The organism is Rhodocaloribacter sp. (assembly GCF_056451265.1).
This window is the reverse complement of the sequence record NZ_JBWOPL010000085.1, coordinates 1-24386: the sequence shown is the minus strand read 5'-3', so window position 1 is coordinate 24386 and position 24386 is coordinate 1. Positions and strand designations below refer to the sequence as shown.

23 protein-coding genes are annotated in these 24386 nt (G+C 66.3%); 13 read left to right on the top strand and 10 right to left on the bottom strand.

Translation table 11 applies throughout. From position 1 onward, the window contains the following. Positions 1–18 precede the first annotated feature (18 nt). Complete coding sequence (locus tag AC1HIY_RS14750) at positions 19–690, top strand: response regulator (protein ID WP_479577561.1); 672 nt, start codon at positions 19–21, stop codon at positions 688–690. Positions 691–714: 24 nt separating this feature from the next. Here the strand turns inward: AC1HIY_RS14750 and AC1HIY_RS14745 are convergent, their stop codons facing one another. The 5 genes from AC1HIY_RS14745 to AC1HIY_RS14725 all read right to left on the bottom strand — a co-directional run bounded on the left by AC1HIY_RS14745 (position 715) and on the right by AC1HIY_RS14725 (position 3845). Then, a complete protein-coding gene (locus AC1HIY_RS14745; RefSeq protein ID WP_479577560.1) occupies positions 715–1422 on the bottom strand; it encodes a rhomboid family intramembrane serine protease in 708 nt (235 codons plus the stop codon). Further along, complete coding sequence (locus AC1HIY_RS14740) at positions 1419–2255, bottom strand: SDH family Clp fold serine proteinase (RefSeq protein WP_479577559.1); 837 nt, start codon at positions 2253–2255, stop codon at positions 1419–1421. The genes AC1HIY_RS14745 and AC1HIY_RS14740 overlap by 4 nt, the downstream gene beginning before the upstream one ends. 68 nt (positions 2256–2323) lie before the next feature. After that, positions 2324–2776 carry a DUF1931 family protein gene (locus AC1HIY_RS14735; protein WP_479577558.1) on the bottom strand — a complete coding sequence of 151 codons (453 nt, stop codon included), beginning with the start codon at positions 2774–2776 and terminating at the stop codon, positions 2324–2326. 108 nt (positions 2777–2884) lie between these two features. Then, on the bottom strand, positions 2885–3241 hold the full coding sequence (locus AC1HIY_RS14730; protein WP_479577557.1) for a DUF5335 family protein: 357 nt from the start codon (positions 3239–3241) through the stop codon (positions 2885–2887). A 37-nt stretch (positions 3242–3278) separates the two neighbouring features. After that, positions 3279–3845, bottom strand: coding sequence for an HdeD family acid-resistance protein (locus AC1HIY_RS14725; protein WP_479577556.1), 567 nt, complete (start codon positions 3843–3845; stop codon positions 3279–3281). Positions 3846–4284: 439 nt separating this feature from the next. Here AC1HIY_RS14725 and AC1HIY_RS14720 point away from each other — a divergent pair, with 439 nt between their 5' ends. Both AC1HIY_RS14720 and AC1HIY_RS14715 read left to right on the top strand, forming a co-directional pair. Then, positions 4285–6165 (top strand): transthyretin-like family protein, encoded by a 1881-nt coding sequence (locus tag AC1HIY_RS14720; RefSeq protein ID WP_479577555.1) that lies wholly within the window; start codon positions 4285–4287, stop codon positions 6163–6165. A 246-nt stretch (positions 6166–6411) separates the two neighbouring features. Then, positions 6412–9108: a TonB-dependent receptor gene (locus AC1HIY_RS14715; protein ID WP_479577554.1), complete on the top strand. Its 2697-nt coding sequence runs from the start codon at positions 6412–6414 to the stop codon at positions 9106–9108. 115 nt (positions 9109–9223) lie between these two features. On the opposite strand, the gene AC1HIY_RS14710 is transcribed toward AC1HIY_RS14715, so the two are convergent. The 3 genes from AC1HIY_RS14710 to AC1HIY_RS14700 form a co-directional block, all read right to left on the bottom strand. Continuing rightward, positions 9224–9889 carry a TPM domain-containing protein gene (locus AC1HIY_RS14710; protein ID WP_479577553.1) on the bottom strand — a complete coding sequence of 222 codons (666 nt, stop codon included), beginning with the start codon at positions 9887–9889 and terminating at the stop codon, positions 9224–9226. A 124-nt stretch (positions 9890–10013) separates the two neighbouring features. Beyond that, positions 10014–11177, bottom strand: a complete 1164-nt coding sequence (locus AC1HIY_RS14705) for a double zinc ribbon domain-containing protein (RefSeq protein ID WP_479577552.1) — start codon at positions 11175–11177, stop codon at positions 10014–10016. Positions 11178–11275: 98 nt separating this feature from the next. Continuing rightward, positions 11276–11578, bottom strand: coding sequence for an HU family DNA-binding protein (locus tag AC1HIY_RS14700; protein ID WP_479577551.1), 303 nt, complete (start codon positions 11576–11578; stop codon positions 11276–11278). Positions 11579–11854: 276 nt separating this feature from the next. On the opposite strand from AC1HIY_RS14700, the gene AC1HIY_RS14695 reads away from it, so the two are divergent. The 7 genes from AC1HIY_RS14695 (at position 11855) to AC1HIY_RS14665 (ending at position 19983) form a co-directional block, all read left to right on the top strand. Further along, positions 11855–14941: a M1 family metallopeptidase gene (locus AC1HIY_RS14695; RefSeq protein WP_479577550.1), complete on the top strand. Its 3087-nt coding sequence runs from the start codon at positions 11855–11857 to the stop codon at positions 14939–14941. Positions 14942–14961: 20 nt separating this feature from the next. After that, positions 14962–15321, top strand: a complete 360-nt coding sequence (locus AC1HIY_RS14690; RefSeq protein WP_479577549.1) for a hypothetical protein — start codon at positions 14962–14964, stop codon at positions 15319–15321. A gap of 148 nt (positions 15322–15469) precedes the next feature. Then, positions 15470–16660 carry a lysophospholipid acyltransferase family protein gene (locus AC1HIY_RS14685; RefSeq protein ID WP_479577548.1) on the top strand — a complete coding sequence of 397 codons (1191 nt, stop codon included), beginning with the start codon at positions 15470–15472 and terminating at the stop codon, positions 16658–16660. Then, the gene (locus AC1HIY_RS14680) at positions 16657–18051 is read left to right on the top strand and encodes a sodium/glutamate symporter family protein (RefSeq protein WP_479577547.1); all 1395 of its coding nucleotides are present in this window, start codon (positions 16657–16659) and stop codon (positions 18049–18051) included. Before AC1HIY_RS14685 ends, AC1HIY_RS14680 begins: the two co-directional genes overlap by 4 nt. A 93-nt stretch (positions 18052–18144) precedes the next feature. Continuing rightward, the gene (locus AC1HIY_RS14675; protein WP_479577546.1) at positions 18145–18888 is read left to right on the top strand and encodes a DUF6503 family protein; all 744 of its coding nucleotides are present in this window, start codon (positions 18145–18147) and stop codon (positions 18886–18888) included. 57 nt (positions 18889–18945) lie between these two features. Next, a complete protein-coding gene (locus AC1HIY_RS14670; RefSeq protein WP_479577545.1) occupies positions 18946–19533 on the top strand; it encodes a DUF2911 domain-containing protein in 588 nt (195 codons plus the stop codon). An 87-nt stretch (positions 19534–19620) separates the two neighbouring features. Beyond that, positions 19621–19983, top strand: coding sequence for a cupin domain-containing protein (locus AC1HIY_RS14665; protein ID WP_479577544.1), 363 nt, complete (start codon positions 19621–19623; stop codon positions 19981–19983). A gap of 62 nt (positions 19984–20045) precedes the next feature. Here the strand turns inward: AC1HIY_RS14665 and AC1HIY_RS14660 are convergent, their stop codons facing one another. Next, a complete protein-coding gene (locus AC1HIY_RS14660; RefSeq protein ID WP_479577543.1) occupies positions 20046–20519 on the bottom strand; it encodes a HEAT repeat domain-containing protein in 474 nt (157 codons plus the stop codon). A 278-nt stretch (positions 20520–20797) separates the two neighbouring features. Here AC1HIY_RS14660 and AC1HIY_RS14655 point away from each other — a divergent pair, with 278 nt between their 5' ends. Continuing rightward, positions 20798–21667, top strand: a complete 870-nt coding sequence (locus AC1HIY_RS14655; protein WP_479577542.1) for a pseudouridine-5'-phosphate glycosidase — start codon at positions 20798–20800, stop codon at positions 21665–21667. A 15-nt stretch (positions 21668–21682) separates the two neighbouring features. Here the strand turns inward: AC1HIY_RS14655 and AC1HIY_RS14650 are convergent, their stop codons facing one another. Then, a complete protein-coding gene (locus AC1HIY_RS14650) occupies positions 21683–22924 on the bottom strand; it encodes a D-alanine--D-alanine ligase family protein (RefSeq protein ID WP_479577541.1) in 1242 nt (413 codons plus the stop codon). 217 nt (positions 22925–23141) lie between these two features. Here AC1HIY_RS14650 and AC1HIY_RS14645 point away from each other — a divergent pair, with 217 nt between their 5' ends. Next, positions 23142–23843 carry a metallophosphoesterase family protein gene (locus AC1HIY_RS14645; protein WP_479577540.1) on the top strand — a complete coding sequence of 234 codons (702 nt, stop codon included), beginning with the start codon at positions 23142–23144 and terminating at the stop codon, positions 23841–23843. 139 nt (positions 23844–23982) lie between these two features. After that, complete coding sequence (locus AC1HIY_RS14640) at positions 23983–24372, top strand: helix-turn-helix domain-containing protein (protein ID WP_479577539.1); 390 nt, start codon at positions 23983–23985, stop codon at positions 24370–24372. Positions 24373–24386 lie beyond the last annotated feature (14 nt).

The following is a 24386-nucleotide window of genomic DNA, read 5'->3' as shown; positions in this document are numbered from 1 at the left end:
CCTCTGCCTCTTCCGACCATGCCCAACGCTGACGCCATCCGGGTCGTCCTCGCCGACGACCACCCGATCACCCGCCAGGGCGTGCGCACGGCGCTCGAAGCCGCCGACGACCTCCTCGTTCTCGCCGAGGCCGCTGACGGCGAGGAGGCCCTGCGCCTGGCCCGCACCCTCACGCCCGACGTGCTCCTGCTCGACGTGGAGATGCCCCGCATGACCGGCGTGGAGGTCGCCGAACGCCTGCGCAACGACGCCTCGCCCGTGCGCGTGCTCATCCTCAGCGCCTACGACGACGAAGAATACGTCTACGGCCTGCTCGACTGCGGCGTCTCCGGCTATCTGATGAAAGAGGAAGCCGAAGCGCACCTCATCGTTGAAGCCATCCGCGGCATCGCCCGCGACGACGGCGAGTTGTGGATCAGCCCCAGCCTCGCCACGAAGCTCATCCGTCGCAAGATCCGCCGCAAGCCCGACCACTCCGGCAACCTGAGCGCGCGCGAACGCGAAGTGCTCCGACTCGTCGCCCTCGGCCACGACAACCAGCAGATCGCCGACCTGCTCTTCATCTCGAAGCACACGGTGAAGAACCACATCGACAAGATCAAGAACCAGAAGATCGGCGTGCGCACGCGCACCGAGCTGGCCGCGTGGGCCTGGCAACAGGGCCTCGTCAAGCCCGGCGAGGGGGAATGAGCGCACCGGGGCACGCCGCGCCCGTCAATCGTGCGCGTAATGCCGGGACGGGACGCCGTAATAGCGGAAGGCAGCCTCGTCCTTTCGTCGGAACACGTGCACGAGCGCCATCCCTGCCACGAAGCCTCCGATGTGCGCCCAGTACGCCACGCCCCCGCCCACTTCCGTGAAAGCCGAGGAGGTCATCCCGCCGATGAGTTGCAGCGCAAACCACCACGTGAGCACGAAGCTCGCGGGCAGGGCAATGGTCCAGAAGAAGAAGAAAAACGGCACGACCAGAAAGACCGTAGCGCGGGGGAAGAGCAGCAGGTACGCCCCGAGGACGCCCGAGATCGCCCCGCTTGCGCCGATGGCGGGGACGGTGCTCGCCGCATTGAACGCCACGTGGACCACGCCGCCTGCCAGCCCGCACAGCAGATAAAAGGCCAGATAACGATACGGTCCCATCGCCCCTTCGAGCGACTTTCCGTACACGTTCAGATACAGCATGTTGCCGATCAGGTGCAGCGCGCCGCCGTGCAAAAACATGGACGTCAACAAGGTCCACAGCACCGAGGGGTTGCTCTGCCAGCGCATGATTTCCGCCGGCACCGTGCCCCAGCGATACACGAAGGCTTCCATCCGGGGCCCCTGCCCCAGCTCGACGAAAAACATCAGCACATTGAGGCCGATGAGCGTATAGGTGACGAAGGGGTATCCCCGCTCCGGCACATCGTCTCCAATGGGAATCATGCGTTCTTCTGGCTGGAGCCCGGCGGATTGGAACGATAAGGCATGGGAACGTATTCGACGGACGGGCGCATGCGTGTCGGTTGCGGATAGAGCGCCATGAGCGAATAGATTTCCGGCGGCATCTCCGTGGAGACCTTCAGGCCGAGCGACCGGGCGTCGTCCACGCGCAGGATGTGGTCGTGCGTCCAGACGCCGCTCGCCAGCACGCGCGCCGTGCGGGCCGCGTCGCCGGCGTCCATCTTCCGCTCGAGCAGGCGTCGCACGGTGTGCTCCACCTGCGCCAGCGCTTTCCGGGCCGTGTCCGCCAGGATGAGCGTCTCATCGCCGACGTGGTTGGGATCCTTTTGCTCCACCGCCGCCACGATCGACGCTGCCGCCTTCTGTCCCATCTGGGGATCGACGGGGCCGAGCGCGGCGTTGCGATCCATCACCACCTCGTCGGCGGCCAGCGCCAGCAGCGTGCCGCCGCTCATGGCGTAGTGCGGCACGAAGACCGTCACACGAGCCGGATGCTCGGTCAACGCCCACGCGATCTGCTCGGCAGCCAGCACCAGCCCCCCGGGTGTATGCAGGATCAGGTCGATGGGCCGCTCGGGGTCGGTCAGACGAATGGCGCGAAGCACCTCCTCGGCATCCTCGATGGAGATGTACCGGTGAATCCCGATGCCCAGCAACGAGACCGTCTCCTGCCGGTGAATCATCGAGATCACACGGGAGGCGCGGCGCTTTTCCAGGCGACGCATCGTCTGCGCCCGCCGTGCCTCCAGGATCTGTTGCTTGATGACGGGCGAGAAACTCGAAAGAATCAGGAACAGGAAAAAGAGATCGTTCATGGATCGATGGCGGCAAGCTCAGAGGCGGTGGGGGAAGGCGAAGGCCGGAAAACGGCCCCGGCGTCTGCTCAGAGCAAGAGGTTAAAGATCTCCACGGCCCGATCCCAGTGCTCCGATTGCGGGTTCTTCACCCGGGCGTCGAGAATCTTGAACGTGCGCGCCAGGCACACGGTCAGCCCGCCGACGATGCGCGGCATCTCCTCCTCGACCTCCGTGCTGTAGGCAAGGTCCAGCATCGGCAATGCCGTGACCATCTCCAGAATCGGATCCAGCTCCAGCTCGGTGTCGAGCTTGTCGAAGGCCCGGAGGCTCTCCTGCAGTCCCTTCGTAATCGGCAGGTCCCAGAGTTGCACCACGTCGCGTCCGTTGGCGCGCGCGGCGGCTTCCGCCACGATGAGCAGGTCGCGGATTTTATCCTGCACGAAGTCGTTCAGCCGGCGCAGGTCGCTTTTGTCCACGTCCAGCCCGGCGGCCAGGCGAAAGAGCCGCTCGAATTTTGCCACTCCCATCACTTGAGCCATGGTTTTACCTCTATTATTTACAAGATTTTGTATGCGCAAATTCAAAAGGGGCGGCAGAAGTTTGGCTCTCCCGCCGCCCCGACAGATACGAGCAGGGCTTGCCGCCCGTCATTTCGCCGCGGGCTGAATCCCCACACTGCGCAGACGGATGATCTCCCGCGTGTCGTCGTCACGCACCACTTCGATGGAACTGACGAAGCCGTTGTCCTCCTCCACCACCCAGATCTCCTTCGGGTGATAGATCAGATGATCGACGTTCTCGAGCGCCACTTCGAGCACATTGTCTTTATGATCATACGTGATGCCGATCACCCGCACGAACTCCGCCTCGATCTGATCGCCCAGTTCGGGGGAGACGATCTCGATGTCGGCCGCCTCCGGATTGGGGTCCGTGAGGAAGCGTTTGGTGAAGGCATCGAAGTATTCATGCCACTGCTCTCTGGGAAGCTGTTTCGTGGTAGCCATAGGTCATCATCAGGTTTTTGTATGCAAGGAAAATTGTTCAGGAAAGCGGCAGACCTTCTTCTTCGAGGAGGTGTTGCAGCTTCTTCACCTTAAACGCCAGAGCGATCAAAATGGCTCCATAGAGGATCGCAAACGTAGCAATGATGGCGACGAGCGCCAGGGCTCCGGCGCCCGGAAAGAGCGCGATGCCGAGACCGAAGATCACCGACAGCGCCCCGCTCAGCCCCAGCAGCCATTCGCCTTCGATCACCTTGCGCAGATGCACCGCCGCCACGATCTCCAGGATGCCTGTCAGGACGGCCCACGCGGCGATGAGGTAGAGCAGGGCCAGCGCCGTGATGTCCGGCCAGAAGAACGTCACCACGCCGATGCCCACGCCCAGGAGGCCGTCGACGAGGAGCAACCACCAGCGGCTTTCCTCGCGTCGGCCCCGCAGCGCAGCCCACAGGTTCAGCACGCCGTCAGCGAAGAGGAAGGCGCCCACCAGCAACACCAGCACCGACAGCGAAAGCTGCGGCCATATCAGCGAAAGCACCCCGAAGGCAATGGCGATGAGGCCGCGCAGAAACAAGCTCCGCCAGGACCGAAACAGCATGATGAACATGGCGACACCTTCTCTATGAAGAACGTTGTGGGGACGCCCCTTTAACCAGATCCCCGGTCACGGGTTCGTTGCAAGCACACCGAAAGAAGAGGCGTATCGCAGGATTATGTACGGGAAAGTACGATAAAAAATACTATTCACAATATGTTCAACACACATATCCGGTTCGGACCGCCGGCGCGCGCTTGCTCAACGTCCGGCGCCGCTCTCGCTCGTTGCCGGATGGCGGCTCGTCTTCCCGACTCCGAACCCTTTTTCCTATGCCTCCGGGCGTTCGTGCCTATACACTTTGGGAAGGAGCGGCTACCCTGCGCTTCGAGTTTTTCCCGTGATTACCGGGCATACCATCCGTACGACGTCCGGAGCCTGGCGCGCCCGCCTTCGCACTCCGGAAAGGGCCCTGTTTATTGTTCCATTATCTTCCATCATGAGGTCCATCATGTCTTATGTCTTCAAGGGAAACCTGTGCGCCTATCTCTGTCCCGACTGCAAAGAATACCTCTCTTTCGTCACCGTACGCCTGTACCGGCTGCGCGACAAACGCCGGATCGCGATTCAGGCGACGGCAGACCCCAGGCACACGGTCGCGTGGCTCGATGCGAAACAGATCAAGAGCAAAGAAAAGCACCTCATCGCCGAGGCGGAGACCGACGCCGAGGGTAATTTCACGTTCACGCTCGACGAGAAAAAGCACCGGTACGACGGCGATGCCTTCGAGCTCGACGTGTACGTGCGGGCCGTTCCGGGGCAGGATGCCGGGGCAGACGAGACGCACGAGCCGGTGCAATTCACCGTCACCACGTTGCAGCCGCAGTGGCGGCAACGCGAGGATGCGTTCGTATGGTACTGGGAATACTGTCTCTCTTCCCGTTTCTGGTGCGCCCTTCGCGAGCTTTTCGGGTGGTGGGTCATCTGCGGAACGGTTCTCCATTGCGAGACGAAACGCCCCGTCCCCGGCGTGCGCGTCACCGCCTTCGACCGCGACTGGTTGCAGGACGACACCCTCGGCTCGGCCCTCACGGATGCCGCCGGCCGGTTCCGCATCTACTTCCCGAAGTCGGCGTTTCTGCCCGGAACGTTCCTTGACGTCGAGCTCTTCGGCGGGCCGGACCTGTATTTCCACGTCGAGACGACCCTGGGCGCGCCGCTGTTGATCGAACCGCCGTCGCGGGGGCGGGATGCCGACCGGCAAAACGTCGGGCCGTGCTTCTGTGTCACGCTGTGCCTGGAGGAGAAACCGCCGGAGGAGGAGGCGGAGCCGCTGCCGGCTTTCACGCATCTCGGCGTCTATAATTACGAGAATGATCTCAACAGCCTCCCCGGCCAGGACGGCCTCACCAAGACGAGCCGACGCGCCTTCTATGCGAACGTCCGGCTGAATGGCGTGCTGCCGAAAACGCTCAACGGCAACCCGATGGAATACCGGTTCGAGACGCAGGAACTCGACGCGGGGGGCGCCCCCCTCGGGCCGTGGACGCCGGTGAGCGCCGCGCAGATCGCGAAGACCAAGATCGGCGTGCTCGAACGGGCCAACCCCGACTTCCCCGCGCTCAGCCCGAATCCCATCGAGACGGTGGACTACGTGGTCGGGACGCCGGACGCGGATGAACGGGCCGCCTCCATCGTCGCCGACGCACATGGCGACTGGATTCAAGTGCCGCAGGAGAGCGCCAGTCCCCTTAGCGCCACCGGCTACTTCAATCCGAACGGGGACATGATCCGGCTGATTACGTCCTCCCTGGCGTCCTTCGGCACGGTGGATCTCGAAACGCCGGGGCCGCTGGCGGCCGGTCAGAGCGCCACGGCCACCGGACGGCCCCTCGTAGCAAACCGGCACTTCGCCCTTCGGATGCTGGTGCGCGAGGTGGGAACGCCCGGAGCCGGGACCGTGGCCGGGCTCTGCCGAAACGTCGCCATCGAAAACACGAAGTACCGCACGCTGCATCACCCGGCGTGGATGGAGGTCCTTCGCCCGGGCGCGCTCGCCGTGGCCATGGTGGACATCGACGAACTCGTCGCCGACGGGTGCTCGGGCATCGACGCCACGCTCACGGTCAACTATACGGCGGCGCACCCGAACCTCGGCAACGTCAGCCTCACGATGAGCGGACCCGGCGGGCCCTATACCCTCGCTCAGACGCCGGACGGCGGCGCCACGGCGGACAACGCCTTCGGCACGGCCACGCTCGCTCCGCCCGACACCGTTGCGAGTCTTGCCCCGTGCGCGTATCTCATCACGCTCTCGGTCCAGGTCCTGCTGACCACCGGCGACGGCGCCCCCGATAACCTGATCGACCAGATCGCCTTCTGTAAAGTCTGAGGCCGCACCTGCAAACGTCGAAGCCCCCGGCTCACCCGATGGCCGGCGTGTTCGGATTTCCCCCGGGCGCGCCGGCTTTTGGGGTCCCCTGTTCCGCCAATATCCCTTTCCGATTCAGGCCTGCCTTGACATCTCGCGTTCGCAAGAAGATATTTAGGCGGGCCTTAATCAATGCTTCACAATCTGAAGCCCCCCCGCGCGAAGCCCCAACCTCCCGCCTCCCTCCCCACTAATCGCGGAACCGTCATGACACGAAAGCACCTTTTCCTCCTTTTGCCGTGCCTTCTTTTGAGCCTGTTTGTCCTCGAAGCCCGGGCGCAAACGGCCACGGTGCGCGGAACCGTCTTTGACGCCGACACGAACCAGCCGCTTCCGGGCGCCAACGTGGTGCTCTTCCGCTCGGGCAACCTCATCACGGGCGCGGCTACCGACGACGACGGACGCTATGAACTGCGCGATGTGAACCCCGGCACGTACGAACTGGTGGCGCGGTTCGTCGGCTTTCAGGACGCCGAAGTGCGCATCACGCTTGCGGCGGGCGCAACGGAGACCGTGGACGTGCGGCTAACGCCCGGCGTGAACCTGAACCCCGTCGTCGTGACGGCCTCGCGGCAGCAGGAGAAGGTCCTCGACTCTCCGGCGTCCATCTCGGTGCTCGAAGCGCGAGAGATCGAGCAGGACGCGGCGCCCTCGGCGGCGGCCACGTTGCGCAACACCACGGGCGTCGACCTCGTGCAGGCAGGCCTCGACCGGTACCAGATCGCGCTCCGGGGCTTCAACGCAGCCTTCGTCTCGAAAACCTATGCGATGGTCGATTTCCGACAGACCGTCACGCCGTCGCTCGGCATCAACCAGTTCGGCAGCATGCCCATCTCTCCCATCGACCTGGCGCAGATCGAGGTCGTGCGCGGACCGGGCTCGGCGCTCTACGGCCCGGGCGTAGAGCAGGGTGTGATTCACTTCATCACGAAGGACCCCTTCACGTATCCCGGCACGACGGTCTCCATCGGCGGCGGACAGCAACAGCTCGTCCAGGGCAGCTTCCGCCATGCGGGCGTGGTCAACGACCGGCTCGGGTACAAGGTGGTCGGATACTACAGCCAGGGCGAGGACTGGAAGCTCGACCCGAACGACCCGGCCGACAAGGCCCTGCTCGACGCCATCGCCCCCAATATCGGCGGACGGGATTATGACACGTGGAAAGGCTACGTGCTCGGCACCCTCCAGTATCGCGCCCGCCCCGACGTCATGATCACGGCCAACGGCGGGTATTCCTCACTCAAAGGCATCAACATTTCGAACACGGGCGAAAATCAGAGCGACAACTTCGCCTCGTTCTTCGGCCAGCTTCGCGTGGATGCCGGCGGCTTCTTCGCGCAGGCCTACCTCAACAAGAACGACGCGGGTGACACGTTCATCTATCGCTCCGGCGCGAAGATCGTAGATAAGTCGACGCAGTTCACCGGCCAGGCGCAATACACGCTCAGCCTCGCCGACGGGCGCGAAAACGTGGTGGCGGGCGTCGATTACAAACGCACCGATCCCGTCACGGAAGGCACCATTCACGGGCGCGAGGAAAACAACGACACGATCAACGAGTACGGCGCGTACGTCCAATCCGAGACGGTGCTTACGCCGCAGCTCGACCTCGTGGCGGCGGCGCGTGTAGACTTCAATGACGTGACCGAGGAGACGCAGCTCTCGCCGCGGGTGGGGCTCGTCTACAAGGCCACGCCCGAACACACGTTCCGCGCCACGTTCAACCGCGCCTTCTCCACCCCTGCCGGCGTCAACTTCTTCCTCGACCTCGTCGTTCAGGATGCCGGCGCGTTCCTCGTCCGCGCGCGCGGCGCCGCCCGGGGCTGGACCTTCCCCAACCCGCCGCAGACGACCTCCTTCGTCCCCGTGCCCGGCCTCGATCCGCGCGACCCGGGCGTGGGCATCGCGCTGGCCCGCGCCTATGCGGCGGCCACCGCCGGCCTCATCGGCGAAGGCGGGCCGTTCGCGGGACTGCCGGACAGCTTCAAAGGGCTGCTGCTGAGCAAAGTGACGCAGATCCCCGGCGTCTCGGAAGGGTTCATGGCCTTCATCTCCGGCGGCAACGTCCGGCCCGTCACGGAATTGAACGACCTGCCGCCCATCAAGCAGACGATCACGAACTCGGCGGAAGTGGGCTACCGGGGCGTCTTCGGCAAGAAAGTGCTCGTGGGCATCGACGTCTACTATACCCAGAAGCAGAACTTCCTCAGCGAGCTTCAGTTCGTCACGCCGTTCGTGCTCGTGCCGGACGTTCCGGGCGACCTTGCGGGCGCCGTCGCGGGAGCCTTCACCGACGCCGAGCTCGCCCCGTTCGGTCTCAGCGCCGCCGCCCTCGCCGGCATCTATCAGCAGGCCGGCGCCGCCCTCGCCGGCGGGCCCATCGGCCTCGTCGAGACCAACGAGAACTTCGACCCGACCACCAAACCCGAACTGATGCTCACCTACATCAACTTCGGCGACGTGGACTATTTCGGCGCAGACCTCGAAGTACAGGCCCTCGTCAGCGAACGGCTCTCGATCTTCGGCAACTACTCGTGGGTGAGCGACAACTTCTTCGACGACACCGAGGTGGGCGAACCGGGCACCGGCCTCGTCATCTCGATGAACGCGCCGAAGAACAAGGTGCGGGGCGGCTTCACATACACCGACCCGAGCGGCTTCTCGTTCAATGCCGCCGGGCGCTACGTGGACTCGTTCGAGGTGCGCTCGGGCGTCCACCAGGGCGCCGTGGACAGCTACTTCCTCCTCGACCTCGGCGCGGGGTATGACTTCGGCCGCCAGGCCCCCGGCCTCCGCATCGACGTGACGGCGCAGAACGTCTTCGACAACCGCCACCGGGAATACGTCGACGTGCCCGAGATCGGCCGCCTCGTCACGGCCCGGCTGACGTACACGCTCCGGTAAAACGGCGCGCGCCCCGAACGACGACACCCAGAGAGGACGCCTGCGATTGCTTCGCACCGGCGTCCTCTCTTTTTCAAAGCGTTTCGAGCCTCCGGCCTTTGCCGCGACGCTCTGTTTATACGTCTTCCCGGCCCATGCGCAGGCCGTCGGGCAGTTCGTTCACGTCGTCGGGTCGGATCTCGACGCCCTTCCGTTCGAGCAGTTGCCCACACATGCCGATGGCGTCGATCAGGCCCTCGGCGGGCTTGCCGGCCTTGATGCCGTCGCGGATGCGGAGCACGACGTCGGCCCAGTCGTCGGGCGAGACGCGCGCATTGATGCCGGCGTCTCCGAGGACCTCGATGCGGCGCTCGAAGAGCGAGACGAAGAGGAGGATGCCCGTCCGGTCGCGGGTGTCGAAGACCTCTTCTTCGACGAAGGCCTGCATGGCCCGGCGGTGCACCATGCGCGTGAGGAGATCGTCCCCGGCGAGCAGGCGTTTGACGGGGGGCACGAACGCGGCAAGCACGGCGCCGAGCGTGCCGGCAGCCAGCGCCACGAGCGCCGTACCCCATCCGGTGTACAGCCACGCCATTCCCCAGCCCTCGTAAAACTGAAACACGAGCGTCGTCACGGCCAGCGCCGCCACGGCGAGAAAGGAAGCGCCCCGCCAGACGGCCACTTCATAGCGCTCGCTCCGGGGGATCACGAAAGGCACGATCTCTCCGGACGTCCGGCCTTCCGCCCCGGCCACGGCCTCACGGATGCGTTCGAGATCTGACGGGGTGAAGAGCTTGTCCATACCTCCCTCGGGTACGTTGATCAGGAGCTCCAATATACGACGCCGGCGGACCGGGTGTGAAGCAATTTGGACGGGCGGCGGCTCGCGTCATGGGGCTCGCATACCCCCTCCCGCCGTTCGCGCTTCACGAGCGCCCTCCGTTCCCACTATCCCGGATCATTTCGATAACCCGTTCGGCGCGTTGATAGACGGGATCCTCGGGGTCATTGATCAGACGCTTGACCTTCTCCATCTGCTTCACGGCCTCATCCATCCGGTTGATCTGCATGAGCATGATGCCCCGGTTGAAGTTTGCCTGCACGTGATCGGGATTGCGTTTGAGCACCTCGTTCGTCTCCTGAATGGCCTTCATCGGGTTGTCCGGGTCGTACATATATGCGATGGCCATGTCGGTGCGCACGTCGAGGTTGTCGGGGTTGATCTCGAGCGCCCGTTGATAGGCCGCGATGGCGCGCTTGGCGAAGACGGCCCGGTCGGCGGAGGGCTGCCGCTCCATCCAGTCGTAATTCAAATTGCCCACGAGCACCCATGCGTCCTCGGTGTTCTCTGCCTCGGCGATGCGTTCCTGTTCCTCGGCGGCAAGGTCGTACCGTTCCTCGCGGAGGTACAGGCTGACGAGTTCGCGGCGTTTTTCGAGCCGGGCCGCGCCGGTGAGTTGATCGATCTCGGCCCGGAGCGCCTCGGCCTGCTCGGCGACGTCCTCCGGCAGCGGAGCGACTTGCGGGGCGGCCTGTGCCGTGGGCGGCGGCGCGGTGGCGCTTCCCCCCATCCCCTTGCTGACGACGGTGATCAGATACAGCCCGACGACGAGCAGAATCCCGGCCCCGACGAGGATCGCCACCTGACGCCCGACGGCGCTTTGCGCGGTCGTCGCCGGAGCCGCCGGCGCCGTGTCCACCGGGACCGAAACGGGGGCTTTCGCGGCGCGCGCCTTCGCGGGAACGGACGGCGCGGGAACGGACGGCGCGGGAACGGACGCACGCGCCACACGGGCGTCGAGCCTGGCCCCGCATTGACTGCAAAACCGTGAACCGGGCGGGTTCGACCAGCCGCAGGCGTTGCAAAACACCTCTTTCCCCGCCCCCACGGGCGAAGCCGAGGGCTCCGCCGCCGCTTCCGCCGCAACCGAAGGCTCCTCCGCCACGACCACGATTTGCCCCTCGGCCGCGACGACGACCTCCTCTTCCGCCGCGACGACGGTTCCCGGCACGGGCGTGCCGCAGAGTTCGCACCGATCCGCGCCTTCGGGGATCCTCGCGCCACACTCCTCACAAACGAGATTCGCCATGTCTATCCATCACCCTGGTATGCTTGCATAAATCGGAAGGCCGCGCCTCGGAAGGCCGCGCCTCGGAACGGCTCCGGCGGGCAACGGCTTCGCCCCGGTCATCCCTGCGTTTCCTTCGCCTTCATGGCCTCGTCGACGGCGTGCCGGAACTCGCGTGAGGGTTTGAAGACCGGCACGTACTGCGCCGGCACTTCGATCACCTCGTTTGTCCGGGGGTTGCGCGCCGTACGCGCAGCGCGAAGCTGCACCCGAAACGCACCGAAGCCGCGCAGGTCTATGCGCTCGCCGCGCTTGAGGCCGGCTTTGAGCAAAGCGATGAACCCATTAACCACGGCTTCGGTTTCGATCTTGGTCAGACCCGTCCCGGTTGCGATCTCGTCGATGATGTCGGCTTTCGTCACGGCTGTGCGGGAATGGTGAAAAAAAAGCGACTCGTTCGGCGACGCCGCATCTCCAGAACGCGTTCGTTCGAACGAGATCCGACGCCTTCGCCCGGCGCGGATCGTGACAAAATAACCCGAGCGGGCCCCTTTGCCAAAACCGGAGGTAGACGACCGCTTTCGAGCACGCCGGAGAACCGGTGGTCGGGTCCCGGCTTTCGGGGCGGATTCGGAAGGTCGTCTGTCGTACCTTTGGGCCGCATCCCCTTTCCGTCGAGTCTTCTTTGCGCTGCCTTCATGACCCTTCTCCCCTCGCTCATTTCGCGCTTCTCCGTCCTCGGCCTCGTCGCCTTCGTCTTGCTCCCCTCCGCGCGCGCCCAGCCTGCCTGGCAACAGCGGGTGGCGTATGAGATGGACGTCACGCTCCACGCCGACCGGCACCGGATGGACGGGTTCCAGCGCCTGACGTATTTCAACCACTCGCCGGACACGCTCCGCCGCGTCTTCTATCACCTCTACTTCAACGCCTTTCAGCCACATTCGATGATGGCCGAGCGCAACCGTCACCTGCCCGATCCGGACGGGCGCATCGTGCCGCGCATATGGAACCTCGGCCCGGACGAAATCGGCTTCCACGAGATCCTCTCACTCACCCAGAACGGGCGGGCCGTCGCCTTCGAGATCCACGACACCGTGATGCGCGTCACGCTCGCCGAGCCGATCCCGCCGGGCGGGCGGGCCGTCTTCGAGATGCGCTTCCGCTCCCAGGTCCCGCTTCAGACCCGCCGGAGCGGGCGCGACAACCGCGAGGGCATCGACTATTCGATGAGCCAGTGGTATCCGAAGATGGCCGCGTATGACGAGCGCGGCTGGCACGCCGACCCGTACGTCGGGCGCGAGTTTTACGGCCCCTTCGGCTCGTTCGACGTGCGGATCACCGCGCCGGCGAACTACGTGCTCGGCGGCACGGGCGTCGTGGTCAACGCCGACGAAGTCGGCCACGGCTATGCCGACGCACCCACACCCGACGCCGACGCGCTCACGTGGCGCTTCCACGCCGAGAACGTCCACGACTTCGCGTGGGTCGCCGACCCCGACTTCCTCCACGACCGCATCGAGGGGCCGAACGGCGTCGTCGTGCACCTCCTCTATCAGCCCGACGTGGCCGAGGCGTGGCAGCCGATGCGCGCGTGGGTCCCGCAGATCCTCGCCTTCTATGACGAGCACGTGGGGCCGTACGCGTGGCCGCAGTTCACCGTCGCGCAGGCGGGCGACGGCGGCATGGAATACCCGATGGTGAACTTCATCACCGGGCGGCGCTCGCCCTTCTCGCTTCTCGGCGTGACCGCGCACGAGGCGGCCCACGAGTGGTTCTATGGTATGATCGGCTCGAACGAGGCCGACTATGCGTGGATGGATGAGGGCTTCACGAGCTATATCTCGGGAGAGGCGTTCATGCACATCGCCTCGCGCGGGCGCAGTCGCGGCGACCACCGAAGGGCCGTCCAAAACGTAGCCTCGGCGCTTGCGCTCGGCTTCGCCGACCGGCTGAACACGCCCGCCGACTGGTTCCGCGAAAACCGGGCCTACGGCGTGGCCGCCTACAGCGGCGGCGAGATGATCGCCGAGATGCTCGGCTACGTGATCTCCGACGAGCGCCGCGACGCCTTCTTCAAGGAATATTTTCGGCGGTTCAAGTTCCGCCACCCCGGCCCGTTCGACGTGGAGAAGGTGGCCGAGGACGTGAGCGGGCTTCGCCTCGACTGGTTCTTCGAGCAGTTCCTCAACACCACGCGCACGCTCGACTACGGCGTCGGCGCGGTCGCCTCGCGCCGGGCGGGCGACGGGTGGGCGACGACGATCACGCTTCACCGAAAAGACGACGTGGTGATGCCCGTCGACCTCCGGCTCACGCTCGAAGGCGGCGGGGCGCGGTGGGTCACGGTTCCGCTCACGATCATGGAGGGGCACAAGCCCGTGCCCGAGGACTGGAGCGTCGCCGAGGCGTGGCCGTGGACCTCGCCGACGCACACGATCACCGTCACGCTCCCGGAGAAGGTCGTGAAGGTCGAGCTCGACCCGCTCGAACGGACGCCGGAACAGAACCGCCTCGACAACGCGTCCACGTTCCCGCTCGACGTGGCCTTCCTCCGCCCGCCCGCGCCGACGTGGAGCCGGTACGGCGTCGGCGTCCGTCCGCTCGCGCAGTACGCGCACGACTTCGGCGCGGGCCTCGGGCTTCAGGCGCGCGGCGCGTACGTGCTCGGGCGACACCGGGCGCTGGCGACCGTCAAGCTCTGGCCCGAGGTCCTCTTCTCCGGCGGCGACGACCCCGCGCTCGAGACCGAGCCCCGCCACACCTCTTTCTTCGACGGCATCGACTATGCCGCCTCGTATGCTTATCCCGTCCGCGCCCTCGGCCCCTTTGCCGCGCTCGCGTTCTCGGCGCGGAAGCACCTCGGCTTCATGGAGAACGAGATCACCCTCTCGACGCCGTTCGGCCCCCGTCCCGGCGCCGCCGGCCCGCATCGCCTCACGGTCTCGCTCCTCCATCAGTTCCGCGCCTCCGACCGTTTCTTCCGGCCCACCGGCTTCCCTTCGCTCCGGCCCGCCTTCCCGAGGTTCCACCTTGGCTCGCTCCGGCTCGCCTATGCCTATGCGAAGGAGGGCGCGCGCGCCGAGGTGACGGTGGAACTCGGCGGGGCGCTCGAATCCGTCTTCCCCGACGACACCCCCACGAGCGCCAACCGCATCACGGCCGACTTCACCGAGGACCTCCGGCTCGGGCGTTTCCCGTTGCGCTACCGGGTGCGCTTCGGGCTCGGGGCGCCGGGGCTCGCCTTCCACAAGCGCCCGCGCCTCGGCGTCGGCTCGTACGAGGACCGCTGGCGGAGCGCGCCCTTCCGGAACGTGGCCGCCGCGTTCGAGCGTCCCCTCGACGACGCCCACCTCGTCGCCTTCTCGGGCGTCGGGCCGGTGGCGTACGCGCTCAGCCGCACCGGCGTCGGCCGCCGCCGTGTGATCCTCGGCGCGCGGGCGGCGCGCAACATCTTCGCAGGCACGGTCACCCTCGGCAGCGGGCCGGTCTCGGCGCATCCGTGGTTGCATCCGTTCGAGGCGGAGGCGTTCTTCGGCTTCGGAACGGTATGGAACGAAGAGACCCTCGGCGTCGCGCTCCGGGACCTCGTGGCCGACGCGGGCATGGGCCTCTCGTACGACGTGTCCGCGCTCACGCCGCTGCGCCGGTGGATTGCCCAGTCGGACGCGCTCTCGGGCCTCCGGCTCGTGGCCCGCTTCCCGTTCTGGGCGAGCGCCCCCCGCCACATCGCCCGCGACGAAGACGCGCTCGCCTTCCGATGGCTCCTCGGCGTTCAACTCCGATGAACCGCTCCTCTGATTCCGCGATGAACGACGACGCCCTCCTCCCCGAAACGCTCGCGACGCTCTCGGCGGCGCTCGCCCCCGACACCGACCTCGCGCCCGTCGCGCATCCGTCGCTCGAGGACGTGCGGGCGTTCGTTGCGGAGCGAATCGCCGTTTTGCTCGACCGCAATCCCGGCTTGCTCATGAGCATCCTCTATCGCATCGACGTGGCCGAACGGAAGGTGACCGCCGTTCTGTCCACCCACGGCCCCGAAGCGATCCCGGCGGCGCTGGCCGACCTCGTCATCGAGCGGCAGCTTCAGAAGCTCCGCATCCGCCGCCACTATCGCGAACAGGCCGCGCGCGAGCAGAAAGACGACGACGCGCAGTCGGACCGTTAACCTCGGATGCGCAGGCGTCCGGCGCGCATGCGACGGGCTGACGCCATGCGTCCGGCGCGAAGTCCCGAACCGCCTCGTCCCGCCGCTCTTTCACAAATCGCGTCCGGGATGATATATTGTCCTCTCCTCCCCACGCCGCCGCTCCTCCATGCTTTCCCGCCGCCGGATCGAACATCTGCTTGCCGAAACGCTGCTCCGCCCGACGGTCAACGGCTTCGCGCGGGCCCTGTGGCGGCCCGCACTCGTCAACCCCGAGGCTTTTCCCGCCGACGGGCCGTGTTTCTTTTACGGGAACCACTCGAACCTTCTCGATCCGTTCCTCCTCAACGTCTTCACGCGGTGGGGTCGGTGCACGGCGGGCGTGATGACGTTCGAACGGTTCCGCGGGGGCCTCGCGACGTGGGCCTTTCGGAGCATCGGCCTTCGGCCCACCCGGAAGCGCATCCCCGAGCCGCACCTCATCCGTGACATCTACCGTTTCCTCGACGAGGGGCGGCAGGTGGTCATCTACCCCGAGGGCGGGATGCGATGGGACGGACGGCCGATGCCGTGGATCGAGGCGACGGCCAAGCTCTTCGTCCGATGCGGCGTGCCCGTCTACCCGGTGCGCACGCACGGCTCGTACCTCGGCTGGCCCCGGTGGGCGAAGTACCCGCGCCCGGCCCGCATCCGTTTGGAGGTGCTCCCGCCGCTCACCTTCGACCGCCGGACGCCGCTCGACGAGGCCCTCACGCGGCTGCGCGCGCCCATCGCCGCGCACGACGACGCCGTCTTCCCCGAGGCGGCCCGTCCGCGCCGCGCCTACCGCCCCGCCGACGGCATCCACCGCCTCCTCTACCGCGACCCCCTCACGGGCGCACACGGCGGCCTCTTCACCCCCGACGGCGTCCGTGTGGTCAACCGCGCCGGGACGCTCCGCCTGACCATGCTCCCGGACAGCACCCTCCGCGACGACGCGACCGGCGAGCGTCATTTCACCGGCGACCTGTACGCGACGATCCGCGCGCTCCCCCTCGAAAAAGGCCGCGACGGCGCCTACCTCCGCAACCGCGTGGCGCTTCACACCGAGACCGCCTTCCCCCACCTCGTCCCCCACGGCATGGCCGAGGCCGCCCTCTTCGACGACGCCGTTCGCCTCACCACCGCCGACGGCTCGTTCGACGTCCCGCTCGAGGCCATCCGCTATGCCGACGTCGAGCGAAACTACAAGCTTCAGCTCACGCTTGCCGACCGCATGATGCAGCTTGGTTTCGTCGAAGACGGGAGCGCCCTTCAGTGGCTCGACGCGCTCCACCACCTCTGCGCCGCCGACCTCTCCACGCACGCCGTCGCCGTATGAACGCCTGGACCCTTTCGCTTTCGCTCGGCCGTTTCATGCTCGACGTCGCCCTCGTGAGCGGGCTTTTGCTCGCGGGCGTGCTCGCCCGACGATACGTCGGCTTCTTTCGGCGCTTCCTCATCCCGGCCAACCTCATCGCCGGGTTCGCGGGCCTTGTCGTCGGGCCGGAGCTCCTCGGGTGGCTCGATTTCTCGCTCGAACGGATGGGGGTCTACGTGTATCACCTCCTCGCGCTGACGTTCATCGGCGTGGGGCTTCAGGGAGGGATGCAAAAGCACTCGCGCGCGGCGATCAACCTCGGGTTCATCCAGATCATGACGTTTCTGCTTCAGGCGCTCGTCGGCCTCGGCGTGGCGCTTACGGTGGTGTATTTCATCAATCCCGACTTCGTGCCCGCCGTCGGGGTGCTCTTGCCGCTCGGCTTCGGGATGGGGCCGGGCATTGCCTATTCCATCGGGCAGGGATGGGGGGCGTACGGTTTTCCCGAGGGCGGTTCCATCGGGCTGACGATCGCCGCCATCGGCTTTCTCGTCGCCTACTTTACGGGCATCGCCCTCGTGAGCCGGGGCATTCGTCGGGGCCATGCCGTGTTCGTCCGGAGCGCCTACAGCCTCGGCCCGGACGTGCGCACGGGGATCGTCCACACCGAGCCGCCGCCGGTGGCGGCCCGCCTGACGTTCTCGCCGAGTTCCGTCGAGCCGCTGACGGTGCATGTGGCGCTCATCGCGCTCGTCTACCTCGGCGCGTACGGCGTGACGGTCGCGCTCGCCGAGGGGCTGACGCGCGTCGGCCTCGGTCATGAGACGCCGACGCTGTGGTCGTTCCACTTCATCCTCGCCAACCTGCTCGCCTTCACCGTCCGCCGCGTGCTGCACCGGCGCGGCCTCGACCGCGTGCTCGACGACGGCTTCCTCCACCGCCTCACCGGTCTCCTGGCCGACTACCTCATCGCCGCCTCCATCATGGCCATCAGCCTGCGCATCGCGTGGGCCTACCTCGGTCCCATCCTCGCGATGTGCCTGATCGCCACCGTCGTCACGTACGTCACCATCAAATGGGTCTCCGAGCGCGTGTTCGACGATTATCCGTTCGAGCGCTTCGTCGGCATCTATGGCGAGATGACGGGGACGATCAGCTCCGGCCTGGCCCTCGTGCGCGTCGCCGACCCCGAACTGGCCTCCCCCGTGGCGCAGGATCTCGTCCTCAGCAGCGGGATCGCGCTCGGCTTCGGCTTCCCCCTCCTGATCGTCATCAACCTGCCCTTCACCGTCTTCGACGGCGCGCTCATCGGATACTGGGCGCTCGCCGGCATCCTCGCGGCCTACCTCGTCTTCATCCTCACGCTCTGGCGACGCTTCGGCCTTCGACGCAAAAAGACCGTCTCCTTCTGACGGATCCCGGCCTTCCCGCCCGGATCTCCCCCCGCGACGCGCCGTCTAACTTTCAACCTCGAAACTCTTACACCACCCAAAAAACACGCCGCCATGCGCTCTTTTCCGCTTCTTCTCCTGCTCCCCCTGCTCGCCGCCTGCGCCGCTTCCCCACCCGACCCGCAGGCCATCGTCGACGACGCCCTCGAAGCCCACGGCAGCGACCGCCTGCGCCATGCCGTCGTCGAATTCGACTTTCGGGGCAAGCACTTCAAGGTCACCCGCGACGACGGCGTCTTTCAATACGAACGCCTGTACACCGACTCGACGGGCGCCGTGCGCGAGGTGCTCAACAACGACGACCTCTACCGCGAGATCGACGGTGTGCGCGTGGCGCTGACCGAGAAAGCGCTTCTCAAGATGGAGGAGGACGTCAACTCCGTCGTATACTTCGCGTTGCTTCCGTTCTCGCTCAATGATCCCGCCGTGCGCAAGAAATATCTCGGCGACACCGTGATCAAGGGCGAGCCGTACCACGAGGTCGAGGTCACCTTCGCGCCCGAAGGCGGCGGACGCGACTATGAGGACCGGTTCGTGTACTGGTTCCACCGGGATCGCGGCACGATGGACTACCTCGGCTATTATTATCACACCAACGTGACGGGCTCCCGCTTCCGCGAGGCCTACAACGTGCGGACCGTGGGCGGCGTGCGCTTCGCCGACTACCATAATTATAAAGGCGACGACGTCGGGATCGACGACGTGCAACGCTTCGACGAACTGTTCGAGGCGGGCAGGCTGTCGCTCGTCTCCGAGGTCAACCTCGAAAATATCACGGTGCGCCCCCTTTCGCCATGAGGGAGGCGGGCCTATATTCCGGAAAACCACCGTCCCATACACAAGCACCGGATTCTCATGACCGCCTCCCCCCGCTCGCTCGCTCGAACGCGCGCCTTCCTGCTCGCGCTTGCCCTGATGCTGGCCGCCGGCCTCTCGCAACGCGCGCTGGCGCAAGAAGAGAACGTCGTGCCCGCGCCCGACCTCCGTCCAAGTCCCACGGCCATCGCGCAGGCCATGCTCGGCGACACGTACGTCAAGATCACGTACTCCTCCCCGCGCAAACGCGGACGCGAGATCTTCGGCAAGCTCGTGCCCTACGATGAGGTCTGGCGCACCGGCGCGAACGAAGCCACCGAGATCACCGTCACCGGCGACGTCAAGATCGCCGGGCACACGCTCCCGGCCGGCACGTACGCGCTCTTTACCATCCCGCACGCCGACTCGTGGACCGTCATCCTGAACAGCGACCTCGGACAGTGGGGCGCGTTCAGCTATAACCCGGAACACGACGTCCTCCGCTTCGACGTCCCCGTGACGACCACTCCGGAGATGTACGAGGCCTTCACCATCGCGCTCGAAAAGGAAGAAGACGCCCCGCGGGCCAACCTCGTGATGATGTGGGACCACACGAAAGTCTCCATCCCCCTTGAACCGGCGGGCTGATCGCTTCCGTTCGTGTGAAGCCTAACCACGCGCCGTGCCCGCCGACGAAGTCGGGTGCGGCGTTTTTTTGCTCCAACCGCCGCCGTCATGCTCATTCGCTCTCTCGAAGACTGCCCCGCCTTCGTCGCGGGGGACGACACGGTGCTCCGCGAGATTCTCCACCCTGCCAGGGCCGACCTCGCGCTCCGATACAGCCTCGCCCATGCCGTCGTGCCGCCGGGCGAGACCTCGCTCCGCCATCGTCTGAAGCACTCGGAGGTGTACTACCTCCTCTCCGGCGAAGGCGTCATGCACGTCGACGACGAGCAAGCGCCCGTGCGCCCCGGCGACACGGTGTACATCCCTCCCGGCGCCGTGCAGTGGATCCGCAACACCTCCGATGAGCCGCTCGCCTTCCTGTGCATCGTCGACCCCGCCTGGCGCGCCGAAGACGAAGAAGTGCTCGAATAAAAAAAAACCCGCGCCCGAAAGAGCGCAGGTTTTCATAAAAACAAATACATTTTTTCGAGGCTTTATCTGTTCAACACCCTTCCCTCACCGTCCCGGCTTTCCACGACGGCCCGAACGGTATGACGCAAGGCATCCGACGATTCGTACTCCACCGAAAGTCGCAAGAAACTGATAGCCCAATCACTGTTCATCTGACCGAGGGCGACGACAGCCATGCGCCGGAGATTCTGGTTGTCGTGGTTCCGGTAAATGCGCATCACGTCGAACACGGCGGCTTTCACGTTGACCTGGTCGCCGTACTGGATGACGAAGCGCATGGCGGCTTCTCGGAGCCCGTCATGATCCGATTTCAGGGCGTTAACGAGGTTTTTCGAGAACGCATCCCAGGCCGCTTTGGAGACCGCCGCCTTCGCGGATGCGTCGAGTTCGGCCATTTCGGCTCTGGGATCGTCGTCCGAATCCGGCCCGGCATAAGCGGAGACCGACAGGCCGAACGTGACGACACCTACGGCCATGAGTGTGGTGATTTTTTTCATAGCTAGACCCTCCCGTGTGCTTGGCTATGGTGTGAGTGAAGTTACTTTCGTACTACGCAATACCTCATAATAGTTACACCTCAGTGATTTTATTCATCTTCCCAGAAAGAACCACGATACATTTCCGGCCCACTCTTTTCCCGCACTACGGCGGGGGCCTTTCGATAGATACGACTTCGCGCCGAACCGTCGGCATCGGCCTCCGAGTTGTCGGCCGAGCGTGATGAACGGCGCGCTCCGTCGTATCTTTCCCGCCATCCACCAACCCATCCGACCGCATGAAACCCCGCGTCGCCCTCGAATCGACCGTGATCACGCATGGGCTCCCGCATCCGCTGAACGTGGAGACCGCGCTTCGGCTCGAAGCCGTCGTCCGTGAGGCGGGGGCCTCTCCCCGAACCGTCGGCATCCTCGACGGGAAGATCATCGCGGGGCTTCGGGAGGACGAGATCCGCCGCCTCGCCGGGATGCCGGACGCGCGCAAGGTGAGCCTCCGCGATCTGCCGGTGGTGAGGGCGCGCGGGCTGAGCGGGGGCACGACCGTGGCCACGACGATGTGGGCGGCCCACCGGCGCGGCATCGAGGTCTTCGCCACCGGCGGCATCGGCGGCGTGCATCGCGGCGAGGGCCCGCCCGGCACGGGCAGCTTCGACGTGAGCGCCGACCTCGAAGCGCTCGCGCAGACGCCCGTGACCGTCGTATGCGCCGGGCCGAAGGCCATCCTCGACCTGCCCGCCACGCGCGAGGTGCTCGAGACGCGCGGCGTGACGGTGCTCGGCTACGGCACGGACGAGATGCCCGCCTTTTACAGCCGGAGCAGCGGCCTGCCCGTGGATGCGCGGTGCGACACGCCGGAGGAAGTGGCCGCAATCATACGGGCGCGGCGCGAGCTCGGCCTGCCCGGCGCGGTGCTCGTCACCGTCCCCGTCCCCGAGGCCGCCGCGATCCCGCGCGCAGAGATCGAACCGGCCATCGCCGAGGCCCACGAGGAAGCCGCCCGCCGGGGGCTCCGCTCCGCCGAAGTGACGCCGTTTCTCCTCGCCCGCCTCACCGAACGGACGGGGGAACGCTCACTCCGGGCCAACCTCGCCCTGCTCGAAAACAACGCCCGCCTCGCCGCCGCCGTCGCACGCGCGCTGAGGACGTGAGGCGAGCGCCGCGCCTCACCCCTTCGCTCCCTTCAGACCCGAGAGGCTCTTCTCCGCGAGGAGGTTGACGTCGTACGTATGGATGCGGCTGTTCGCGTTGCGGTGGCGTTTGCGGGCGATCTCGATCATGCGGTGCGTCAGCTCGTCGAACGGGACGCCGGAGGGCTCCCACAGGTAAAAGGAGAACGAGCCGGGGATGGTGTTGATCTCGTTGAAATAGACGCGCTCCGTGGCGGCGTCGAGCATGAAGTCGATGCGGGCGACGCCGGCGCATTCGAAGAGCCGGAACACCCGGACGGCGAGGTCCCGGATCTCGCGCGTCTGCGCGTCGGGGAGGGGTGCGGGGATGATGCGGTCGAGCGAGGCCATTCCGGCGGCGCTTTCGGCGCGTTTGGCCCCGCGACGGCGGGTCGCGCCTTTGGCCCCGCCGTCGCCGCCGCGCAGGTACTTCTCCCGATACGTGAGCAGTTCTTCGCCCGTCACCGGCTCTTCGAGCACGCTCGCGACGGCCTCGTCGGGATCGCCGAGCACCGAACAGTTGATCTCGCGGAGGTTTTGAACGGCCGCCTCGACGATCACCTTGTCGTCATACCGGAACGCCTCCTCGACGGCGGCGTCGAGCGCGGCGCGATCCTTCACCTTCGCAATGCCGATGGACGAGCCGAGCCGCGCGGGCTTGACGACGACGGGGTAGCCGAGCGCCGCCTCGCACCGGTCGAGCCATGCCTCCTCGTGGTCGGCCCACTCCGACTCCCGGAACGCCACGAAGTCGACGACGGGGATGTTCCGGTCGCGGCAGAGCATCTTCGAGAGCACTTTGTCCATGCCGAGGGCCGAGCCGAGGATGCCGCTCCCGGTGTAGGGCACGTTGAACGTCTCGCACAGTCCCTGAAGGCCGCCGTTCTCGCCCGCGCCGCCGTGAAGGCCGAGGAACATCACGTCGATGCGGCGGCGGCGGAGCCGGGCAAAGGGGCCGGTGCGCCTCGTCTCGATCAGTTCGAGCGCGCCGTAGGCGTGGGGGTCGAGCGCGACGGGCACGGCGGAGGCACGAAGCCGGTCGAGGTCCTGGTACGCTTCGACGTCGAGGAGACGGCCGCCGGTAAGCCAGAGACCGTCTTTGGCGATGTAGATCGGGATGGGCCGGTACCGGCTGCGGTCGAGCGCGGCGGCGGCCTGTAGTGAGGAGATGATCGACACCTCGTGCTCGGGCGAGACGCCGCCGAAGACGACGCCGACGTTGAGGATAGCCACGGTCACTCGTCGAGGGCTGGTGAGGAGGGTAGGGCGCTTCGCACCGCGCGCGCCGCGTTTCGTTCCCGCGCCCGAAAGGTAAGCAACCCGCCCGTCATGCGCCCGCGCGCTTTCTCACGCTCCGATGCATCCTTTTCTTTTTCAAAGCGTGTACCTTGCCGGTCAGGGGAAAAGAGCCGATCTTCCCCGCTCTCTTTTCACGATCAATCTTCCCTTCGGCGCCGTGAAGCTCGCCATCATCTCCGACATTCACTCGAACGCCGAGGCCCTCCGCACCGCCCTCTCCATCATCGACCGTCGCGGGGTAGACGCCATCTACTGCCTCGGCGACGTGGTCGGCTACGGGGCGGACGCCGAGGAGTGCGTGGAACTCGTGCGGGAGCGATGCGCCGGCGCCGTGATGGGCAACCACGACGAGGCCGTGGCCCTCTCGCGCGGCGTCGATTATCTGCCGAAGGACGCCCGCGTGGCCGCCGCACACAACCGCGACCGGCTCTCCGACGATCAACTCGCCTACCTCGCCCACCTGCCCCTCAAGCTCGAGGTCGACGGCTGCACGTTCGTCCACGCCACGCCGCACCTGCCGGAGCTCTGGCAGCGCATCGACACGTTCCTCGTCGCGCAGGCGCAGTTCGAGCACTTCACCACCGACGTGTGCTTCATCGGGCACACCCACATCCCGGCGGTGATGGCGAACAGGCTCGGCGTGCTCCGCGTCCGGCCCGGCTACCGCTTCCTCATCAACGTGGGCAGCGTGGGCCAGCCGCGCGACAACGACCCGCGCCTCGGCTTCGCCTTCTTCGACACCGAGACGTTCGCCTACGAACTCGTCCGCGCGCCGTACGACGTCGAGCGCACGTGCGCCCGCATCCTCCACGCCCGCCTCCCGAAGAGCCTCGCCCGCCGCCTCAAAGTGGGCCGGTGAACCGCGCCGCTCAGCCGAGCGCGAGCGCCGCACCCCACCACGGCGGCCCACAAGGTTATATTCGCCCCGTCGCGGTGTTTATACGGGACGGACCTTCCCTCTGAGCGCTCCTCCGCCGGCTCACCCGCCCGCACCTTCCATGCCGTACCCGCTTCTGGAAACTGAAAAGGCCGTCTTTCTCCGTGAGCTGTCCTCGCGCGACACGTCCGCTTTACCGCCGGACGTGCAAACGTTGCTCGCCTACCTGCACGCGCACCTCTTCGACCGGGACCTGACCGCCGGCGCCGCCCTCGACGCCTGCGGTCTCCGCAGCGCCCGCGTCCACGCCCGCTTCCGGCGGCACGTGGGCTCGACCGTCCACGCCTACGTCGAGCGCCTGCGCATCGAGGCGGCCCGGCGCCTGATGCGCCGTGAGACCTGCGCGCTGTCCGACGTGGCCTTCGCCGTCGGCTATGAGAACTACACCACGTTCGCCCGCGCCTTCAAGCGCCGGACCGGACGCACACCAAGCGCGTGGGGAAGAAAATGATGGAAGAAAATGTA

Coding starts and splice junctions, on each gene's coding strand:
- AC1HIY_RS14750 (WP_479577561.1), top strand. CDS start 19: ATGCCCAACGCTGACGCCATCCGGGTCGTCCTCGCCGACGACCACCCG.
- AC1HIY_RS14745 (WP_479577560.1), bottom strand. CDS start 1,422: ATGATTCCCATTGGAGACGATGTGCCGGAGCGGGGATACCCCTTCGTC.
- AC1HIY_RS14740 (WP_479577559.1), bottom strand. CDS start 2,255: ATGAACGATCTCTTTTTCCTGTTCCTGATTCTTTCGAGTTTCTCGCCC.
- AC1HIY_RS14735 (WP_479577558.1), bottom strand. CDS start 2,776: ATGGCTCAAGTGATGGGAGTGGCAAAATTCGAGCGGCTCTTTCGCCTG.
- AC1HIY_RS14730 (WP_479577557.1), bottom strand. CDS start 3,241: ATGGCTACCACGAAACAGCTTCCCAGAGAGCAGTGGCATGAATACTTC.
- AC1HIY_RS14725 (WP_479577556.1), bottom strand. CDS start 3,845: ATGTTCATCATGCTGTTTCGGTCCTGGCGGAGCTTGTTTCTGCGCGGC.
- AC1HIY_RS14720 (WP_479577555.1), top strand. CDS start 4,285: ATGTCTTATGTCTTCAAGGGAAACCTGTGCGCCTATCTCTGTCCCGAC.
- AC1HIY_RS14715 (WP_479577554.1), top strand. CDS start 6,412: ATGACACGAAAGCACCTTTTCCTCCTTTTGCCGTGCCTTCTTTTGAGC.
- AC1HIY_RS14710 (WP_479577553.1), bottom strand. CDS start 9,889: ATGGACAAGCTCTTCACCCCGTCAGATCTCGAACGCATCCGTGAGGCC.
- AC1HIY_RS14705 (WP_479577552.1), bottom strand. CDS start 11,177: ATGGCGAATCTCGTTTGTGAGGAGTGTGGCGCGAGGATCCCCGAAGGC.
- AC1HIY_RS14695 (WP_479577550.1), top strand. CDS start 11,855: ATGACCCTTCTCCCCTCGCTCATTTCGCGCTTCTCCGTCCTCGGCCTC.
- AC1HIY_RS14690 (WP_479577549.1), top strand. CDS start 14,962: ATGAACGACGACGCCCTCCTCCCCGAAACGCTCGCGACGCTCTCGGCG.
- AC1HIY_RS14685 (WP_479577548.1), top strand. CDS start 15,470: ATGCTTTCCCGCCGCCGGATCGAACATCTGCTTGCCGAAACGCTGCTC.
- AC1HIY_RS14680 (WP_479577547.1), top strand. CDS start 16,657: ATGAACGCCTGGACCCTTTCGCTTTCGCTCGGCCGTTTCATGCTCGAC.
- AC1HIY_RS14675 (WP_479577546.1), top strand. CDS start 18,145: ATGCGCTCTTTTCCGCTTCTTCTCCTGCTCCCCCTGCTCGCCGCCTGC.
- AC1HIY_RS14670 (WP_479577545.1), top strand. CDS start 18,946: ATGACCGCCTCCCCCCGCTCGCTCGCTCGAACGCGCGCCTTCCTGCTC.
- AC1HIY_RS14665 (WP_479577544.1), top strand. CDS start 19,621: ATGCTCATTCGCTCTCTCGAAGACTGCCCCGCCTTCGTCGCGGGGGAC.
- AC1HIY_RS14660 (WP_479577543.1), bottom strand. CDS start 20,519: ATGAAAAAAATCACCACACTCATGGCCGTAGGTGTCGTCACGTTCGGC.
- AC1HIY_RS14655 (WP_479577542.1), top strand. CDS start 20,798: ATGAAACCCCGCGTCGCCCTCGAATCGACCGTGATCACGCATGGGCTC.
- AC1HIY_RS14640 (WP_479577539.1), top strand. CDS start 23,983: ATGCCGTACCCGCTTCTGGAAACTGAAAAGGCCGTCTTTCTCCGTGAG.